Origin of the sequence: Sphingobacterium spiritivorum, from assembly GCF_016725325.1 — a bacterium.
Lineage (GTDB): Bacteria > Bacteroidota > Bacteroidia > Sphingobacteriales > Sphingobacteriaceae > Sphingobacterium.
On the sequence record NZ_CP068083.1, the window covers coordinates 4,403,206 to 4,423,912 of the forward strand.

At 39.5% G+C, this 20,707-nt stretch carries 15 protein-coding genes; 14 read left to right on the plus strand and 1 reads right to left on the minus strand.

Annotation, left to right across the window (positions count from 1 at the left end):
* Positions 1 to 10: 10 nt before the first annotated feature.
* The 10 genes from traK (at position 11) to I6J02_RS18480 (ending at position 8,561) form a co-directional block, all read left to right on the plus strand.
* Positions 11 to 631, plus strand: coding sequence for a conjugative transposon protein TraK (traK, locus tag I6J02_RS18435; RefSeq protein WP_003005512.1), 621 nt, complete (start codon positions 11 to 13; stop codon positions 629 to 631).
* The gene (locus I6J02_RS18440; protein ID WP_003005509.1) at positions 609 to 1,049 is read left to right on the plus strand and encodes a hypothetical protein; all 441 of its coding nucleotides are present in this window, start codon (positions 609 to 611) and stop codon (positions 1,047 to 1,049) included. Before traK ends, I6J02_RS18440 begins: the two co-directional genes overlap by 23 nt.
* Positions 1,050 to 1,064: 15 nt before the next feature.
* Positions 1,065 to 2,228 (plus strand): conjugative transposon protein TraM, encoded by a 1,164-nt coding sequence (traM, locus tag I6J02_RS18445; RefSeq protein WP_003005505.1) that lies wholly within the window; start codon positions 1,065 to 1,067, stop codon positions 2,226 to 2,228.
* A 19-nt stretch (positions 2,229 to 2,247) separates the two neighbouring features.
* Positions 2,248 to 3,096 (plus strand): conjugative transposon protein TraN, encoded by an 849-nt coding sequence (gene traN, locus I6J02_RS18450; RefSeq protein ID WP_003005502.1) that lies wholly within the window; start codon positions 2,248 to 2,250, stop codon positions 3,094 to 3,096.
* Positions 3,097 to 3,130: 34 nt separating this feature from the next.
* Positions 3,131 to 5,167 (plus strand): type IV secretion system DNA-binding domain-containing protein, encoded by a 2,037-nt coding sequence (locus tag I6J02_RS18455; protein WP_003005498.1) that lies wholly within the window; start codon positions 3,131 to 3,133, stop codon positions 5,165 to 5,167.
* Between the two features lie 117 nt (positions 5,168 to 5,284).
* Positions 5,285 to 5,722, plus strand: a complete 438-nt coding sequence (locus I6J02_RS18460; protein WP_201679251.1) for a M23 family metallopeptidase — start codon at positions 5,285 to 5,287, stop codon at positions 5,720 to 5,722.
* A gap of 1 nt (position 5,723) precedes the next feature.
* On the plus strand, positions 5,724 to 5,882 hold the full coding sequence (locus tag I6J02_RS18465) for a hypothetical protein (RefSeq protein WP_003005492.1): 159 nt from the start codon (positions 5,724 to 5,726) through the stop codon (positions 5,880 to 5,882).
* Positions 5,872 to 7,098: an ArdC family protein gene (locus I6J02_RS18470; RefSeq protein WP_157600423.1), complete on the plus strand. Its 1,227-nt coding sequence runs from the start codon at positions 5,872 to 5,874 to the stop codon at positions 7,096 to 7,098. Before I6J02_RS18465 ends, I6J02_RS18470 begins: the two co-directional genes overlap by 11 nt.
* Positions 7,099 to 7,155: 57 nt before the next feature.
* Entirely contained in the window at positions 7,156 to 7,941 is a 786-nt protein-coding gene (locus tag I6J02_RS18475; RefSeq protein WP_201679252.1) for a DUF4099 domain-containing protein, read from the plus strand.
* Positions 7,941 to 8,561 (plus strand): hypothetical protein, encoded by a 621-nt coding sequence (locus I6J02_RS18480; protein ID WP_003005486.1) that lies wholly within the window; start codon positions 7,941 to 7,943, stop codon positions 8,559 to 8,561. Before I6J02_RS18475 ends, I6J02_RS18480 begins: the two co-directional genes overlap by 1 nt.
* 84 nt (positions 8,562 to 8,645) lie before the next feature.
* On the opposite strand, the gene I6J02_RS18485 is transcribed toward I6J02_RS18480, so the two are convergent.
* Complete coding sequence (locus I6J02_RS18485) at positions 8,646 to 9,149, minus strand: hypothetical protein (protein ID WP_003005483.1); 504 nt, start codon at positions 9,147 to 9,149, stop codon at positions 8,646 to 8,648.
* Between the two features lie 337 nt (positions 9,150 to 9,486).
* Here I6J02_RS18485 and I6J02_RS18490 point away from each other — a divergent pair, with 337 nt between their 5' ends.
* Genes I6J02_RS18490 through I6J02_RS18505 form a run of 4 tightly spaced genes read left to right on the plus strand, consistent with a single transcriptional unit; the run spans position 9,487 to position 20,576 of the window.
* A complete protein-coding gene (locus tag I6J02_RS18490) occupies positions 9,487 to 12,315 on the plus strand; it encodes a hypothetical protein (protein WP_201679253.1) in 2,829 nt (942 codons plus the stop codon).
* Positions 12,312 to 18,353, plus strand: a complete 6,042-nt coding sequence (locus tag I6J02_RS18495) for a DEAD/DEAH box helicase (protein ID WP_201679254.1) — start codon at positions 12,312 to 12,314, stop codon at positions 18,351 to 18,353. The genes I6J02_RS18490 and I6J02_RS18495 overlap by 4 nt, the downstream gene beginning before the upstream one ends.
* A complete protein-coding gene (locus tag I6J02_RS18500) occupies positions 18,350 to 19,429 on the plus strand; it encodes a PD-(D/E)XK nuclease family protein (protein WP_003013188.1) in 1,080 nt (359 codons plus the stop codon). Before I6J02_RS18495 ends, I6J02_RS18500 begins: the two co-directional genes overlap by 4 nt.
* A complete protein-coding gene (locus tag I6J02_RS18505; RefSeq protein ID WP_003013192.1) occupies positions 19,416 to 20,576 on the plus strand; it encodes a DNA cytosine methyltransferase in 1,161 nt (386 codons plus the stop codon). Before I6J02_RS18500 ends, I6J02_RS18505 begins: the two co-directional genes overlap by 14 nt.
* Positions 20,577 to 20,707: the final 131 nt, after the last annotated feature.

Below are 20,707 nucleotides of genomic sequence, written 5' to 3' on the forward strand. Positions count from 1 at the left end.
ACGCAATGCTATGATAATAAAAAATATTGAAGCCAAGATCAGGCTTGCCACCTTTATTGCCGGGGCAAGTCTGATTGCCGCCGTGCTCATGGTGATGACAGTATCTTTTTTTGCCTACAAACAGGTAGGCAATGCACGTAAATCCGTGTATATACTTGACGCTAACAACGTTCCCATGTCTGCAAGCCAGACCGATGTTGAAGTAAACAGACCCATCGAGTACCGTACACATATCAACCTTTTCCATTCACTATTTTTTACGCTCGCACCGGACGATAAATTCATCGAATACCAGATGCGAAAAGCCATGTACCTGATCGATGAATCCGGTGCATTGCAGTACAACAACCTGCGGGAAAAGGGATTTTTCAATTCCGTGCTGTCGTCCAGTTCCGTTCTCACCATCCAGACCGATTCCATCCATGTCGATCCGGTGAAAAAGTACTTCCGCTACTATGGTAAACAGACCATAGATCGGCGTAGCTCGACGGTAGTACGCACATTGGTCACGGAGGGCTATTTGCGAGACCTTGACGTGCGTACGGAGAACAATGGTCACGGTATATTGATAACCCGATGGAAAACGCTCGAAAACAAAGACATCAGCTATGTTCAAAAAAATAACTTCTAACCGCTCGCCCGACACAACGGTGTGGACAGCATTTTACAGGGAGTTTGGCAAGTATATCGATGGTGGCATCGTACGTTCCAAACGGTTCCTTGAAGCCCGACCACGTACGGTATTTTTTGCAATGGTGGTAAGCATTCTCGTTTCCGTTGGATGCTTTCTTTTTCTCCCAAAAGAAACACCACAAAAAGACAACGTACAGCTTTCCGTACAACAACCCTTAATGGATGGAATGGGCGGTATTGTCACGACCGTTTCAGCTCTAAAGGAACTGCTGGAAATCCGTACGATCCTCGACAGTCTGATGGAAAAAGAAAATTTGGACAGCTCCGACAGCCTGCTAATGGAGAGAGCCATCGACAGGATGCAAATCCTCGAAAAAAGATTGGCCGAAACAAACAAACCCCAAAATTCACCCTAATACAATCCAACAAACATGAAAATCAATTTCAGACAGCCGCGTTATGTGCTACCCCTCATAGCGTTGCCATTTCTATGCCTGTTCTTCTATGTCTATCAAACAGGTTTTGCAAAGGAAGAAGCACCACAGCAAGAGGGCGATCCTTTGCAGGGCCAGATTGCCGATGTATCGGAGGACGTGAAGAACCGCGCGCTATCCGACAAACTTGCCGCCTACCGTGAGCAGTACCGTCGAGGTGACGGTTATACGGCAATAGGCCAGTTACAGGAAGAAAGAGCCGAACAATTCCGTTTTGATGAACTGTACAACGAAGAAGAAAAGCGAAAACTTGATTCCATCGAGCGGGCGCTCAAAAACCAGCGACCTGTTTCCGTTAGCGGAGATTCGGAAAATGACGACCAAGACCGAGCATTGCAACAGGCCCTTTCCTCATTACAGCGAAAACCCGAACCGATCAGGGAGACGCCGGACAAGACCGATCCGATGGAACTTTTCCGTAAGCAGATGGCCTATGCGGACAGCATGGCAAGGGCAAACGATCCCGACGAACAGGCAGCCCGCATGGAACGTGAACGCATGGAGGAAGCGAAAAAAGAACTCGAAAACCAGCCCCGTCTGTCCGTTTCCAAATACGGTACAGGTCAGGGAACGTTCAACACCATCCGCCCTGAAAATGACAATACTTTCATTCAGGCTATTGTCGATGAAAACATGACAGGGTATGCCGATTCCCGTTTGCGCATTCGGCTCATGGATGACCTATTGGTCGGCCCGCACGTGGTCAAGAAAGGTACCCACGTATTTGCAAAAATTTCCGGTTTTTCAGGGCAACGGGTACTGCTTACCATCACTTCCATTATGTACGGCAACAACATACTGCCTGTCCGACTGGAAATCTATGATAATGACGGCTCACCCGGACTGTACGTGCCCGCTTCGGCATTCAGGGAGTTTAGCCGGGAGCTCGGCGGTAACACCACGCAGGGAGTTACCCTGCAACAACAAGCGGAAAACAACAGCCAATTGGTCATGAGCGCCATCCAGCGGATGTTCCAATCCACAACGACCGCCGTATCAAAGCATATACGGAAGAACAGGGCGAAACTGAAATACAACACGATGGTGTACCTCATCGATCCACAGGCACTCCGCCAAAGCCAACAGAATTACAAACAGTAAAACCATTTAAGATTCCATCATGAAAAAGAAACATCATTTTCTAATCCTTTTCCTTTTATGTTTTGTAGCATATTCCGCCCACAGTCAACAAGCTACGGAAACCCGGTTGGGAACACTTCCCGAATTAAGCCTGCACCGTGGCCATACGGTGCATATCCTTTCACCCGAACCCATCCAATACGTTGACATCGCTTCGCATCATGTATCGGGCGACCTGCCCCTTGAAAATGTACTACGTATCAAATTGCACGAGGATACCACACAGACAGAACACCTCGATTTTGAACTTGGAACAATTACCATTGTCGGCGATAACTTTGTGGCGCAATACCGTCTGACGGCCCCATTGTGGATGAACGATACGGGTATTCCGGCCATGCTCGAAATCAAACCGGAGCACACCCGTCCTTTGGAAATTTCGGAGATCGGGTTGAGCCGTAGCCAGATGAAAAACCTTGCACTTGGTCTGCTTACAAAAAACGCCCATCGGCCTGTACGGAGTACGAGGGATTACGGTGTAGGTATTGCGCTTAACAGCATTAGCACATTGGGCGATTATATCTTTCTTGACGTATCGTTTACCAATACATCAAACCTTTCTTACAATGTAGACGAACTCCGGTTTTTCATTGAGGACAAGAAGATCACCAAAGCAACCAACGTGCAGACCGTTGAAATCAAAACCCTATGGCAATACCAGCCCCTTACCGAATTTAAGAAAAGGCACCGTAACGTGTTCGTGCTGAAAAAGGCAACTTTTCCCGGCAGTAAGGTACTTCGGGTAACGCTTACCGAAAAACAGATTTCCGGCCGCACGGTCAACCTAAAAATAAAATACGGCGATATTCTGAAAGCCGACACCTTTTAGGTCGGCTTTATCTAACCTCTAATAACAAATACTTATGGAAGAAACCAAAGAGCAGCAGGGGCTTTACCGCTCCCTGCAATTTGGCATATACCTATCCGTTGTCCTCGAAGTCTTTCTGTTTTTCTATGTAGATAAATTTCTTTTGGCAGGGGTAGCAAATAACAGTTTGCTACTCTTTGCAGAGAGGCTTTCGAGAGTACCATTTTATGCCGAACTGATAAACAGCAAGCTCTTTACACTTGTGCTGATCTGTCTGGTCTCCATCGGAACATTAAGCCGAAAGAAAAAAGACCTCAATCCCAAGACCCAGATCGTTTACCCTTTGGCATTGGGGATGCTCATTCTTTTTTCGGGCTTATGGTTGCAGGGACATGAAGCAGCCCCGATATGGCGGTCGGTCAATTGGTATGACCTTGCCTATGTCACAAGCGCTTTTGCCGGAGCCATTTTGGTACACGTTGCAATAGACAACGTATCCAAGATCATCAGCTCCAACTTGGGAAAGGATCGCTGGAACATTGAGGAAGAATCCTTTATGCAACCAACCGAACCCGTGATAACACCGTACTCGATCAACATCCCGACCTTGTTCTATTACAAAGGGAAAGTCCGTAAAGGGTATATACCGCTTGAAAACATTTTTAGGGGGTGTCTCATTTGCGGGGTTCCGGGAAGTGGAAAATCGTTCGGGATCATCATGCCGATCATACGCCAAATGCTGGCCAATTCGTTCACGATGTGCCTATACGATCTGAAATACCCCGATCTTGGCAAGGTTGCTTATTACCATTATCTGCTTGCCAAGCAGGACGGTCGATGCAGGGATTACAAATTCCATGTTATCAATCTCAACGATCCCGCAAAGAGCAGGCGGGTAAACCCGATGAAACGGGCTTACCTAAACACGCTTGCCGATGCTTCGGAAACAGCCGAAGCGCTTGTCGAAGCCTTGAAAAAGGGAGACAAAAGCGGTGGTAGTGACCAATTTTTCACGCAGTCCGCCATCAATTTCCTTGCCGCCTGTATCTTCTTTTTCAGTAGGTACGAAGATGGCCGTTATTCCAGCCTGCCCCATGTACTTGCCTTTCTTAACCTGTCGTATGAACAGATTTTTACGGTGCTGTTCAGCAACGGGGAGCTTAGTTCCCTTTTATCGCCATTCATGTCCGCCTACAAAGCAAAGGCATTTGACCAACTTGAAGGACAAGTCGGAACGCTCAAAATCTTTATCAGCCGAATGGCCACCAAAGAAACGTTTTGGGTTTTCGGTGCGGATGATTTTGAGCTTCAAGTCAGTAACCCCAAGCACCCCGGTGTTTTGGTGCTCGCCAATGACCCCCGTACCCAGAGCATTAACTCCGCTTGCCTGTCGGTGGTACTTAATCGGGTTACGAAACTTATCAATACGAAAGGCAATTTACCCATCGGTTTAGTGGTGGATGAGGCCCCCAGCCTGTATATTCACCGTGTAGACCTATTGGTGGCACAGAGCAGATCCAATTTTTCTGGGGTCGTTTTGGGGCTTCAGGAGTTGCCTATGCTGCGCCAACAATACGGCAAGGAAACAGCGGAGGTTATCACGTCCATCATGGGCAATGTACTGTCCGGTTCGGTCAGGAGCAAAGAAACTTTGGAGTGGTTGGAGCGCCTTTTTGGTAAGGTGAAACAGACGGGTGAAAGCCTAAGCATCGACCGTACGAGAACCTCGCTATCCTTGAATGAAAAACTCGAACCGCTGATTCCTGCCGGAAAGATAGCATCGCTAAAAGCTGGTGAAATTGTTGGCATCCTTGCCCGTGATACGGTAGACACCTATACGGGCAAATACCAGACTTCGGCGGTTAACTGCCGTGTCAATCTGGACATGGATGCCCTCAAAAAGGAAGAAGCGAATTATCGGGAACTGCCGACCTATTACGACTTCGGTAATCGAAAAGAAGAAATCCTATTGGACAATTTTTTCCGCATCAACAGAGAAGTTGAGGAAATAGTTGAACAGTTTATTCCTATCCAAGACAATGTTCAAATTCCCGTACCAACCGAGACGACGGAATACAACAAAAGAAAATAGTCAATCGACTTTTTAAGGGAGTTAATTCCTACAAATCACAACATTATGAACAACACTCGACGTTCTGCATATCTGCGGATTAGATTTTTTTTCGGTTGGTTGGTGCTTGTTCCCTTTATGCTTTGTGGACAAGACATAGATTACAGTCCACCATTAGACAAGCTAAAGGTCACATCGCCATTCGGATACCGTATCCACCCGATCAGCGGTAAGGCTTCACACCACAGCGGTGTTGACTTTGCCGCGCGTTCCGATCCTGTATTTAATGTACTTAATGGTTATGTCAAAGCAACAGGAAGACATAAAGCACTCGGCAAGTACATACTGATAGTACACGGCGAAGTAGAAACCATTTACGGACACCTTTCCCATATACTCGTTTCATCGGGTGATACGGTAATAGCGGGGCAACCTATCGCTATCACCGGAAGCACGGGCAGGGTGACAGGAGAACACCTGCATTTTTCGGTGAAATTCAACGGTAAATTCCTTGACCCCTTGAAATTCCTACGCAGGTTAAGAGAACAATTAGACCAATCCTTAAACATGGAATAATATGGACTATCATTTAAGATCACTGCAACAAAAACTAAGTGTCCTGGCCAGTGGTGAAGACATTGGTCTGACCCCAGCGGAAGCCGCCATTTATGGCGTGGAATACGCAGACGAATGGCCAGATGACGAATCCCCGGAGGTGGATGAAGATGAGCAGTAAAAATTCTAAATCCCTGCATGAAATAGTTGCGGAGAATATCATCAAGAAACTCGAACAAGGTACAGCACCGTGGCAGAAGCCGTGGAATAGCAATAGCCCAGCTTTTGAATTACCGTACAATGCAATCACCGGAAACCGATATAAGGGTATCAACAGCTTATCACTATTATCGGCCGATCGTGAAGACCCGCGTTGGATGACGTTCAACCAAGCATCTGCAAAAGGCTGGAACGTAAGAAAGGGAGAAAAAGCAACCCTGATCCAGTTTGTCAAGACCCATGAACTTGTTTCCAAAAGAGACGAAGAGGGCAAACCAATTTTGGACGAACAGGGTAAGCCCGTAAAAGCTAAGGTAGGTCTTGACAGGGCAATTATCACCACTGCTTGGGTATTCAATGCGGAACAGATCAATGGTATCGAACCTTTGGTGAAATCCGAAGCAAAGCAATTCCAATGGGATTCTATCCAAAGAGCAGAAAACATCATTCAGGCTTCGGGAGCAGATATAACCCACAAAACAGGTAACCGAGCGTATTACAGTTCGGCACTCGACAGTATCACCATGCCTTTGCGTGAACAATTCGATGCACCGGATAAGTATTATGCCACCGTGCTCCATGAGCTCGGTCACTGGACGGGCCATAAAGACCGTCTGGACAGAAGCATGGTTGACAGTTTTGGAACAGAGGGCTATGCCCGCGAAGAACTTCGTGCCGAAATCGCTTCGATGCTTATCGGTCAGGAACTCAACATTGGCCATGATCCCGGCCAGCACATTGCCTACGTGGACAGTTGGATACAGATATTGCGTGATACACCTTTTGAAATACACGCTGCCGCCGCCGATGCGGAAAAAATTCTTAATTATCTATTGGCTTTTGAGCAAAAAAGGGAAATCAAGGCCGCTGCCAATGTTCAGGTCGAAGCCCAGACCGAGGCAAAACCACAAAAGGTAAAAGAAGCCACCCTTTCGATAGGTGATGAAATCGCCTATAACAATACTATGTACAAAGTGCAAGGGCATTTGAAACGTGGACGTATGCGTGTGGAAGACCTATCGACTGGAAACACGTTTTCGCTATCGAGAACTGACGGGCTGTATGGTTCCCTGCTACACGCCAAGCAGAACCCTAACAGTATCAAGCCAAGTGAAGACCTGCACCGCCCGGTACAAGCCGAAATTGAGGCTGTTGCCGCCTATGGCATCAGAAGATAAAAATTATAAAACTTAACAAACAATTACATCATGAAATATCCTATCAACGAAAACGAAATGCCCCTAAACGAACTTGAAAAATTGGGGCTTTACAAAGACGGAGGGTTCAGCATCAGTCCGGAGAATATCGATGCCCTGCTTGCAGGGAGAAGAACCGATATGTTGAGCATGGCAGGTCTGAACATCGATGGGTTTGCCATCCGTCAATTGGATGCAAAGTTATTCCTTAGCCGAAATACAGATGGCACAGTACAGCTAAACATACATCCTATATATCGTGAACCGCAATGGCATCCATTGTTGAGTGATGACGAGGAAAAAGCCCTGATCGCAGGAGAAAAACACGTGGTAAGCAAGGAACAGGAGATTGACGGAAACAAAAAGAAGAAAGTCATCATTGAATATGACGACTTGACAAGGGAGTTTGTGGCTTATGAACCCGACGAAGTGCAGGCCCCCATCCGAGTAAATGGCGAAGAACTTTCGGAACAGCAACAGGAGGTTTTCCGTAACGGTGAAGTAGTGGAACTCAAAGACGGAACCAAAATCCAACATTCGGCAACAGACAATAAGGGTATCCGTTCAGACCGAAAACGACTTATCCTATCGGTGCTTTTGGATGGCGGTATATCTTACTTAGTTTTCCGAGGTATCAATAACCTAAAAGGTAGGGTTGAACCGCAGAGCGAGGGATATAGCGAGGGATATAACCGCGCATTGACCGACATGATGATGGCCGATAAAAAACAAAAACACGGTAACGAGAAAACCGTTCAAGACCTTGTGCAAAATCTTCGTGATAAGCAAGAAAGTAGAGGTTACGGACGTACCGTTGCGAGGTAGTGGTATTTCTCCAATTAAAGCCCGAAGTACGGAACTTCTTTGCACCTTATATCCACGTTGTCGAGGATAAAATTCTGTTTCCTTATACATTGGAAAATCAGATTATAGCCCAAGAGCATTGGAGTGAAAATGGTGTCCGTATTCCGGTCTGTAAAGGTATGTGGTTGGTGACGGACAGCTTGCCTATATCTGTCACCAATCTTTTTATCGGTCATTCTGCAAGCGATATATTGTGCTTTTGCCATTATTACCCTAATTGGGTTAATTCACCTTGTTTGAGCGCATTTGTTTCATTGGGTTTGTTGCCAACAAAAGAACAGTTTACGTGGTTGAAATCCCTTTTCCCAAACGCTAAAACACATACGGTATTTGATGGGGGAATAAGTGGCCGTGTAGCCGATTGTAAAGTAGCGACGTGGCAACTTGGTAAGAACGCAAGGTTTAGTCTTGTTGATGACCACGGAGAGTTTTACTGCAACAAAAAGAAGTATCGTATTCCAGTCAGTATTTTTTCATTGAACCGTTTTGAAAAGTTATCGGGTATCCGTGCAGGTATCAGAACCCATAAACCAAAACCACCATTTGAAACGTTCTATCAATCCTTTACAAACGTGGGTTAATCTGAACCAGCCTACCCAAACCCCTGATCCTTTATTGGGTCAGGGGTTTTTGTCATTTATGACCTAATAAGCTGTATACGGGTTTTAAATTGACTCTTCAACAAAATCCAGCTCACCGTTTAAAAAGCAGATGAGATCATCAAGAATTAGTAATGAGCTTTCTAATAACTCTTTATCTCGTCCATTGTCTGCATTCAAAGATTTATTACCGTGAAAAAGATTATTTCTTATGGTACGGATGTTTAAAGTTAAAATCTCAAGACGATCAGTATTCGTTCTTATTATATCTTGCCAAATATATTGACCATCGTTTTTAATAAGCTTTTTAGGTGGATTGGATTGAATATATTGGATGGCATTCTCAAGTTCTTGCTTTAAGCCTTTATTTTGCCAAGTAACGTATCTTGTTTTACAATTCTTCGTGAAATCATTCCAATTAACGAGGCCCTCAGCGGTGATGAAATCGTTGAATTTTAGGAGAAATTCAAATCGCGAAAAGGATAGGAAAAACTTTATAATTACTTCCTGATGCGAATGATTTAAATTGTCTCTGAATTTTTGATAAAGTTGATCAGTTGGTGTTGGCATTTTTATTTTCTATTGACTTTTCAAGAATAGTTAAAAGCGTGTTAAATACAAAATCAAGTAGTATATTTTTTGAAAGCTGTAGTCTTAAGCTCTTGTGTTTGTTGAGAAACTCAATAGGCTTCAAAAATATTTTGGCACTTTGCAAAATGTAATTTTATTGTTGCGCATTATTGCGTAGCTTTAGAGGCAAAATTATGCGTATATAATGTGTTGGTTCATCAAATCAACACGTTTTAGGCCTATCTTCACTCCTGATAATACATATTTATCATGGTTGCTTTCTAACAACGGACACCATATACACCGGGAGTTTGAAGTATGAATTTAAAGGAAATCTATGAGGTACTTTGAATGGAACGATATTGTGTCAGAATATTTTTTCAATCCCAGCAATGCAGGGAAGGATGTCTACTTATACCTCACCAAGAACGATATTATTGGTTTAGCTCGACATTGTTTCGAACAGTCATCTGACGAAGAAATTTGGAACGATTTCGTAAATAAAGTAAGGTTTGGATTTTCTGGTGGAAATGGAAACGTAATTGCAAAAGCAAGAAATGCTTACGAGAAAAGAAACTTACAAAGCGTTGTAATCAATGAAGTAAAATATGAAATAAAATACCCTCCCTATATCACTTACTTGGTTTTTCTCGTACTCCCTTTAATTGAGATTAATCACGATCAGGGTCAAAGAACAAATAATTATTACAGTAGACTGAATTATTTCTTAGAAATCAACAAAATAAATCAAAAAATTGGAACAGTTGATTTTGGTAGTAATCAAATTAATTTACTATGGGAACATCTTGAACATTGGGCAAATGTAAAAAATAACGGTGATTTGGGTTTGTTCAATGTTATTCCATTTACAAATGCGAACTGGGTTTATGTAGGAAAAGTATTTTCACAGTGTGTTTTGCCTCCCAAGTTTCTAAATCGCCTACCTAAATTATTTGAATCTCTTGGTTTGGTTCCCAATACTTTTTACGAAGACGGATTTCTAAAATATAAAATAAAGAATAGTAGAACGGATTTAATTCCAAAAAGCACGTTGGATCATTTGAAAAAGGAAGATGAGTTATCAAACTCTATCATTCAAACTATACAACGACAATATAAAAAATGGACAGGTGAAACCCACGAAGAAATAGAAGAAGGAACAACACTACGACAGAGAAGAAATTACACTGTTGCACCTTTATTTCTTCAATTTAAAGTAAATACCAATGACGAAGAGATTAAGTTTTCGTACAGAATGTATTCTTCAAATGACTATCCCGAAGATTTAAAATTTGGAGAACACGAGAATTTGTATGAAATCAATGGATGGTCAAAAACGTTACCTGTTGAATTCAAAGAAAACCTTGAACTTAAGGACAATTTCAACAAATGGATCGCGAAGTTTTCTAACCGTGATGTGAGGTTATTCATAAGTGCCGGGACATTTCAGTTGAGCAATGATTATTGGATTGAGACAAGCGTTCTCTCAAAAACAGAACGAATGTATTTGATGTGCAAAAACGAAAAGCAAGAAATAATCAAAGAATGGGGAAGTACATTTGTCAACGGAGATTTCAAACAAGAAGATTTTGAAGGCTTGCCGGAAAACTATTCATTGTTTTGGTTTCGCAATCCTACACAAGGACTTTCTGAAATTCCACTTCTTACATTGTACACAGAAAAACGGATTGAATTAATTGGTGGACTAAAAGTGAATTTCAGAACGTATGTAAATGATTATTTGCCAGAAGTTGAAATTGTGAATGCGGACGGTAACGAAAAAGTTTATTTGCAATACAAAGAAACACATGAGAAAATTTTCCTTTCAAAGAAGCAGTCACTAAATAATCGCTGGTTATTACCCGAAAAAACTTTAATAGATACCGATTTCTATATAAAGGTAGAAAACGAGAACTTTTCTGGAAATGAACTTGCATACAACTTGGTTTCGTCAGACAACACGGCAATTCAAGTTGATGATTCTAAATTACCGAAAAGAGATTCCTTTGGTAGAAACATTACAACTAATTTGGGGCAATACTGTATAGGTAGTAATATTGTTAATCCTGATAAGTCAAGTCAAAGATATTTCTGCCATTTAAGTTCAATGTTCATTTCCACTAAAAAGGAGGTTGCAGCTAATATTTCAAGTGCCACACTTAATAATCATACCGGAAATAAACTTTGTAATTTTCTCTCTATAAAAGCTAAACTTTCGACCGAAGAATTTTTCAAAGCATTTGAGTTTTATTATTCAAAGGAGTTTCCGGAGCAACAATTAAACTCAAATTTTAATCTCACAAGACTTAAAAGAGCCTCGCTGAATTATTATGATTTCATCGGAATACTTGATTATGATTATGAGACTAAAAATGTCATTTTAAGCCCGCCCCAGTTTATTTTCATTCCGACAACACGAGGGAGAAAAGTTTTGCTAATAGGTGCAAGAGATTCTGCCTTGGTTGAAACAATCGTAAATACTGCACCTAAACACAATTTACAAGTTGAAATAACAAGGCAATTTGTTTCAAACGAACGATTGCTTTTACCTGATGTAGTCACAGTTAGGGCATTTGAACAAACATCAACAGATAATTATGGAGAGAATTGCTTGAAAGCTTTTGCAGATGAATTGAGGGTGAAGTTTTCAAATGATTACTTCCCGCAAGTTGCACTTCAAGATTTTTCAGCAAATATTGTAGACTACGAAAGGACATTACAGCAGACCAACGAAAATGACTATGATTGGGCGAGGTATATTTTCAATCCTGAAACCTTAATTTTTGAAAAGAGCGAGACACCAATTTTCGACAAATCATTTTCGTTGATAAAATACAAATTGAATGAATATACTCATCAATTCAAACTTTGGAAAGACAATAAGAGCTATCAAATTGATATGAATTGGGGACGGTTTATTGCATTGAAACATTGCAATAAAAATGTGATTTTGTTTGATAGCACAAGTAAAAAAGTTGCTATCCCAATCGAAATGCCTTTGCCAAGATTAATGTCGGAAGCTATTATGTTGTTAAGTGGATTAGCCCCCGATTTCAAAGTGATAGATGGGAAGAAATACAGAGTATATGAAAATGTAATTGGGATTTTCACTCAAAATTTGTTCAGATTAAAATTAGGCCAGACTCCAATAGATAAAACATTATGAAAGACCCAATAGGTTCGTTTGAAACCATAAAAGAGAATTTTATTCGTTATATAAAAACTGCGTTCAGAACAAAGTTTGAAGGCATTGAAAAGGAGCGTTATGACTTATTGAACTACGACAGAGTACTTTATCGTAAGCCTTGGATTGAGCCTTTGCCCGATTATGTCTCAAGTGGAAAAAAGATAAATGATTTAACACTTGAAGATTTAGGAAATGCGTTGAGTGATGCAGAAGTCAAACTATTTAAAGGGCTTGTAAATACGGGACTTGTTGGGGATTTCCCTTTACATTTGCATCAAGCAGAAATGTTGAAACAAACCTTGCTTGGAAATAATTGCATTATTACTTCCGGTACAGGTTCGGGAAAAACGGAATCATTCTTACTGCCACTATTCGCCCAGCTTTCAAAAGAACTTTCCAATTGGCAAGCCCCAAACCCAAAATCCACAAGTATAAATAATTGGTGGTGTGATAATGGTGGACTTTCTGCAAGGGAAATTGTCAACACTTCGAACTTCACTTTAAGCAATGCGGTAAGGCAACGCAACCACGAAACAAGAAAAGCTGGAGTAAGAGCATTGATACTCTACCCAATGAACGCTTTGGTAGAAGACCAAATGAGTCGTTTGCGAAAAGCATTGGATTCAGACGACACAAGAAATTGGTTAAGTGAAAATACTGATGGCAACGCAATTTATTTTGGAAGATATAACGGGAGTTCGCCTGTTGCCGGAGAAATGAAAAAAGTAAAAGATGACGGGGCTTTTGCAATAAACACAAGGAAAGTAAATCAACTTAAAGAACAGTTACAACAGATAGAAACAGATTCAAACCGTGTAGCAGAATACATTCAAAAAACGGGAAAAATAGGAAGCGAGGCCAAGGATTTGAAATCATTTTTCCAACGTTTAGATGGTGCAGAAATGAGAAGCCGATTTGATATGCAAGTCGCACCGCCCGACATTATGATTACCAACTATTCAATGTTGAGCATAATGTTAATGCGTGATATTGACAAAGGAATCTTTGACGAAACAAAACAATGGTTAGAAGAAAGTGAAAACAACATTTTTCACTTAATCATTGACGAGTTGCATTTATACAGAGGAACGCAAGGAACAGAAGTTGCGTATTTGCTCAAACTTGTTCTTAATCGATTAGGTTTAAATCCTAATCACCCACAATTACGCATTCTTGCTTCCAGTGCTTCGTTGGAAGCAAAAGAAGAAACAAAAGAAGGAAAAGAAAGTAAACAATTTCTGAAAGACTTTTTTGGAACAGAAAAACCGTTCAAAATCATTGAAGGAAAAAATAATAAAATTACAGCGTTTCCCGAAAACGGAAGAAAACTTCCAGTAAATCCTTTCAAAGAAATTGCGAAAAAGTTTTCAGAAGTAAAAGGAAATATAGCTGACGAAAATTTTATTTCAACTTGCGAAGCAACAGCAACGCAACTTGCAACAACTTTCAATTTATCACAAGACGGAGATGGAATTTCAAAATTACTATCGGTAATTACTAATCCAAACTTTCAATTGAAAGAACGTTTGTTTTCGCCTTGTCAGGATTACAAAGCTGTTTGCTCAATACAAGCAAATGGCGATGATTTAAACGGAAAATATTTTGCTGAAACAATTTTTGAAAACACAACTAACAAAGAAGATTTAGAAAACGCTTTGCGTGGTTTATTGATTGCAAGAGCAATGTTAGACGAACCAGAATTCAAAATTATTGTAGATAAAATTCTTGATGACAGAAAGTTGCCTCGTTTCAGATTTCACTATTTCTTTAGAAACATTGAAGGCATTTGGGCTTCTGTAAAACCCGATGACGTTGATGAAATATATTCTGATGGAGAACGTACAGTTGGAAAACTTTATTCTAATACACGAATAAATTCAGAAAACGGAAATCGTATTTTGGAGCTACTCTATTGCGATAATTGCGGAACAACGTTGTTTGGAGGAAGTCGATTAGTAACAAGAAATGAATCAGGAAATAATTCTTTTGAATTACTTCCAATCAGCCCCAATATTGAAGGCATTCCGGAAAAAACACCTGCAAAATTGGTTGAGAAAAGAGGCTACCAAGAATATGCCGTTTTTTGGGCCTGTGGAAATCAAGAATTTATTCAACACGATGCCGAGCCGGGAATTCCTCAAAATTATTGGCGACAACCTACTTTAAATGGGTTTAATCAAGGTGATTTTGAAGCAAAATGGATTCCTGCATCGCTCAACTGCATTTCGGGCGATATTGACAATTCTCACAACAAAGCAGACGAAAAACCTGAACAATGGATTAAAGGATATTATTTCATCATTACAAACAATTCAAATCGTGATATTGCTTTCCCAGACGCAAATGGAAATATTTCCACGATAGAAACACACAAAGCATTGCCAAGCGTTTGTCCGGGTTGTGGTGTAAATCACCAAAAAAGAAGGCAAGATTGGAACAAAAGCAAAACTTCTACTATTCGTGGTTTCAGAACCGGTTTCGCCAAAACAACTCAAATGTTTGCAAAAGAGTTGATGTATCAACTTCCAAGCAACGAAGAGGAAAGAAAATTAGTTGTGTTTTCTGATAGTCGTGAAGATGCGGCACAAGTTGCAAACGGAATTGAACGCAATCACTTTACTGATTTAATGCGTGAAATTTTAGTGAATGAACTGCATTCAAGTTTAATGTTACGCTTCCAAATTTTGTGTGCTTTTGATAATGGAGATACTGCCAAACAGGAAGAACTGAAACAGCAATCGCAAACAACTTTTGATGAGATAGAATACTTGGTTGACAATTCAAGTTATAATGGGAGTAACACAAATAAGTTGCGAGAAAAACAAGAAGCAGAGGCGAAATTGAACGAAGTTCGTTTACTTACTCTCAATGTAAGAAGTTTAGTTGATATTACTAATTCAATAAATCTCGCACCGCTTGTAAAGCGTTTTGTTGAGTTGGGGATAAATCCAGGAGGAAACGACATTTCTTTACAAACAAGAGTGCTGAATAATAATTTTGTCCCTTGGTTTGACCTTATTGATTTTACAGATTTTCAATGGGCAAACGGAGCAGATCAATCATACATAAACGATTTGAAAGAAGGTTCTTTTGACGGACTCGCATCGATGTTCTTTGGTTCACTGTTCTATTCGTTTGAATCTTCTGCATTGGGTTATGTGTGTATAAATCCGGAATTAGAAGTTGTAGCAGACCAAGCGAGAGCGGTTGCTTTAGCAAAAGATGAGTTTTTCCAAATTGTAAATTCTACCATTAGGATTTTAGGGGACAAGTACAAACATAACAAAGTTGAAGATGCAAGTCCTTTCAATTTCACACAATACAATGATTTTCCGGGACAAGTAAAAAAGTACATTCGTGCCGTTGCAAATAGGTTTTCAAAACAAGAAAATGAAATAGGAACAGCTGTCTTCAATACACTTTCAACAAGTAGTGTATTGAGAGGCGACACAGGAATTCAAATTGAAAACCTTTTCATAAAAATTGCACAAGCAACCGATAAAGTATGGACAAGTACAAGAGGAAATAGGCCACATTTGCATTTTAGTGGAGGCATTTGCACTCATTCTGTGACAGCGTTACAAACGCCACATAGCAAAATTTGTGATGATATTTGGAAAGAAAATTACCTTTCTTACAATGCAATTAAACAACAACGTCCGCCAATCCGTTTGCATTGTGAAGAACTTACCGGACAGACAGACGACCAATTTGAAAGACAACGGCATTTTAGAAATATCATTTTGCCAGATGAAGGCAATAGACAAGTAAAAGCAATTGATTTGTTGAGCGTAACGACAACACTTGAAGTTGGGGTTGATATTGGAGCATTACAAGCCGTGATGTTGGGAAATATGCCGCCTCAACGTTTCAATTATCAACAAAGAGTTGGTCGTGCAGGTCGTAGAGGGCAAGCCTATTCCGTGATTTTGACTTTTTGCAGAGGTAGAAGCCACGATGAATTTTATTTTGCAAACCCTCAAAAAATCACAGGTGATGCACCGCCAACACCTTTCTTGACAATGGGACAAGAGCGGATTTTTAAACGTTTGCTTGCGAAAGAAATTTTAAGGAGAGCATACGTTGAAAAAGATATTGATGTTAGTTCTGATGAAAAATCAAGTGTTCACGGAGAGTTTGGCTCTACTGATAGTTGGGACACATACAAAACAGAAATTATAGATTGGATAAACAATAACAAAGTGGCGATTGGATCAACGGTTGATGCTTTGCTAACAGAACAACTAAAAGAGAAAAGAGAAGAATTTATCAATTGGGTTGTAGACACAACAACCCCAAATGGATTGATTGGGAAAGCTCAAAGTATAAGAAATAACGAAGAAATTGCAACAAACGATATTTCTGAAAAGTTTGCCGAAGGCGGGATTTTACCAATGTTCGGGATGCCAACTACAGTTAAAAACTTGTATCACGGTATAAACAGAAAACTTGAGCCACTTTCAATAGACCGAGCGCAAGCAATGGCTATTTATGAATTTGCACCGGGTGCACAGAAAACAAAAGACAAGGCAATTCATCAGGTTATTGGTTTTACAAGTGATTTTATCAATACACGTAGAAACGGAAATCAAATTGTAACAAATGTTGAAACCAACAACTTGCTTCCGTTTTCATTAAACCGTTGGTTTGTTCGTTGTAGGTCTTGCGGATTTTTTGAAACATATTCGGAAGAGCGAAAAGTAGAATTGGAAAACCAAAACCAATTTGATGTTTGTCCAAATTGTGGTGAAGACAACCCCAATAAATATCAACGACCTTTTATGCTGAAATCACCAAGAGGATACAGAACAAATCTTTCAGTAGGAAGCGACACCAAAGATGATTCAGAATTTTTGCTTTCACGGCCACCAATTTTTGCAGAAAAAATCGGTTCAGCAAATACGGAAAAAATAAATAATGCCTCAATTTCCATTTCAGATAACGATGTTACTTGGAGAGTAAATACAAATTCCGATAAGTTTTTCACGGGAAAACTTTACAACACAAACAACAAATTTCCTTTCAATCAAAACGGATTTTGGTTTAATAATCAATGGCTCTTGAATGATTTAGCCGTACCGACAAATGACAGCAATGGTTATTCCATGTTTGTTCAACAAAACGCAACAAGTACAGACGAGCAAATTGCGTTAGCAAGCAATAAAAATACAGAAATATTCAGAATAGCACCTTCGATTATTCCTTTGGAACTTGACTTGAATATGTTTTTTAGTGAAACAGATTTGCCACACGTTAAAGCACAAAGCAACGGTGTTCGCTCAGGATATTATTCAGCCGCTTTTTTGCTTCAACGGATTTTGGCTGACAGACTTGATGTTGACCCAACCGAAATTGAAATTGCTGACATTTCAATGAAAGTGCTTGAAGACGGTACAAACAGAAGAATTGCAGAAATTATTTTGACTGATGAATTGCCAAATGGTTCGGGCTTTGTGAGATTTTTATACAACGATTTTCAAAACATTCTTTCGGAAGCAATGGAACCAAGTAATATGAATAGTTATTTAGGAAAAATTCATTCACAAATACATCAGACAAAATGTGATGATGCTTGTTACGATTGCTTGAAAGTATATAGGAATATGAATTATCACAGTTTGCTTGATTGGCGATTAGGTTTATCAATGCTCCGTGTGATGAATGATTCAACTTTCGTTTGTGGTGCTGATGGAAATTTCAACTTTGTCGAATTACAAGATTGGCTTGCTTTTGCAAAAGAGTTGAGAAATGGTTTTGCTCAAAGTTTTGGCTTCTCACATACAGCAGAAATAAAAGGTTTGCCAACTATCAAATTTGGAAAAAATCAGAAACACATCATAATGATTGTTCACCCATTTTGGGATTTGAGAAATATCAGGGAAGCAAATTGGTTAGCAGAAACCAAAGCAGAGATTGACGAATATGTTGCTCAAAGTGGTGGCTGCATTAGCATAATTGATACATTCAACTTGCATCGCAGACCCGGTTGGTGTTACGAAAGATTAGTAATCAGATGATGAACAAAATTGGAGATATAAATTTTAAAGAAATCAAACGTATTTCGCCAAGCCAGTTTTATTCAATGAAAAATTGTGCTTACAAATCTTTATTGGCAGAAGCATTTGATAAGAAGCCTTTACTTCCGCTTTCGCCTAATGCCTATTTCGGTACAATATTGCACAAAATACTTGAATTGATTACAAAAGGAATTGTAAAAAATGAAGATGATTTTAATACGGAGTTTGATAAGCAATTGAAAATTGTTGAAGATGATTTGCAGGAAAATGGTTTTGGATTTTTCGTTCCACTCCAAAAGAAGTTAAGAAATTTCGGTCTAAAAAAAATCCAATTAAAAAAACATTTAAGAAACAAACCTAAACAACAAACGAATTTAGGTGTCGTAAATTTTTATTCTGAAAGATGGTTTGAATCTGAGGATAAATTGATTGGAGGGAAAGTTGATTTAATAATTGAGAATAACGATAATATAGAAATTATAGACTTTAAAACCGGAGCGATTACACAAGATTGTTTAGATGATGAGGGAGAGTTATATTCTGATGTAAAAGAAGAATACAAAGAGCAACTTAAAATTTATGCCTATTTGTATTTTGAAAAAACGAATAGGTTTCCAACGAGTTTAAGCTTAGTTGATTTAGCAAATCAACAGTTTATGGTTGCGTTTTCCGAAGAAGAATGTAAAATAATCTATGACGAAGCAAAAAAACTTTTAAAGGCAACGAATAACTGTATAAGTACAAAATCATTTTCAGTTACTCTAACAGAAGTAAACTGCAAGTATTGTTTATATAGGCCAGCCTGTTCTTTTTTTGTCAGAAAACTTGAAACTGATTTTTCATTCAATGATGTTTTCGGCGAAATTAAAGACGTAAAGAAATTCCAAAATGGAAATGTTAGTGTGTTTTTACAAAATGGAACAAAACAATTAACCATAAAAAACTTTAATTCTGAAAAATTTGACGAATTAAGCGATAAAATAAAGAAAAAAATAAGTATTTACAATTTGAGAAAAGAATCAACAGATTTTGTCTATTCTGTTACCGACACGACAATGATTTATGAACAAATTTAACGAACATAAAATTCCCGTTCTCTCCTTTTATTCCGGGGGAGGATTTATGGATATGGGCTTTGAGAAAGCTGGTTTTGAAATTGTTTGGACGAATGAGTTCGATAAAGTGTTTGCAAAACTTCATGCAGCTGGAATTACTTCATGGAGAAAATCTCGAGGAAATGGAATTAAAGCAGAAATTTTTAATACGAAATCAATTACTGACGTAAAATCAAACGAAATAATCAAAGAAGCATTTCCTAATGGAAAACCAGAACATTTTGGAATAATTGGTGGTCCACCTTGCCAAGACTTTAGTATGAATGGTTCGCGAAAAGGTTTTGAGGGAGAGAGAGGTAAACTTACGATTGTTTTTTTTGATAAGATTTTGGAATTGAAACCTACCTTTTTCGTGATGGAAAATGTAACAGGTTTAACAAAAAGGAAAGAAACAAAGGAATTTTTGCAAGCGCTGTTGAAAAGAATCGAGAACGAATATTACGTCGACCATGCGAAGTTAAACTCATTGGATTTTGGTGTTCCTCAACACCGAGAAAGAATTTTTTTTGTTGGAATTAGAAAAGAATTTCTTGATGGAAAAATTGTTGAACAAGGTTCTTTTGGTAAATGGTTCCCTTTTCCAATAAATGAAAAATATCAAAATGCTTTAACCAAATATAATTGGGGCAAACAAGTTGAATTTGGTGCGCCCGTGATTAAATCTAAAGATGTGCCAATTGAGCTGTGTGTTGAAAAATGTCTTGTGCCACAAAACCAGATAAATTTGACTCCTAACGCAAATGAATTTTTCAATTTGCACGTGAGCGAAGAGAAATTATGTGCAATTAACGAAGGTGAAACAAATAGGCCCTCCTTTAAGCGTCTTCACCGTTTCAAATATAGCCCTACAACTTGTTACGGTAATAATGAAGTTCATTTACACCCTTACGAGCACAGACGTTTGTCTGTACGTGAAGCATTGAGGATACAAGGAGTGCCTGATGAATACGTTTTACCGGAGGAATTACCCTTGACAAAGAAATTCAAGATGATAGGAAACGGTGTCCCTGTTCCGCTCGCAGAGGCTGTTGCGGATGCGGTATTGGAGTTTATTTATAAGAACATAATCAAAATGAAAGTGATCGATCAAAGTTTTAGAAATATCTAACTTGAAACTCTTTGTGCATGTGACAACTATAATGTTAGAAAAGCATAAACGAGAAGAAAACCGTAACAAATACGTAACGGAGCAAAATTTTGTGATTTCAAAATTTGTTCATATATTGCTTCTGTAAAGCA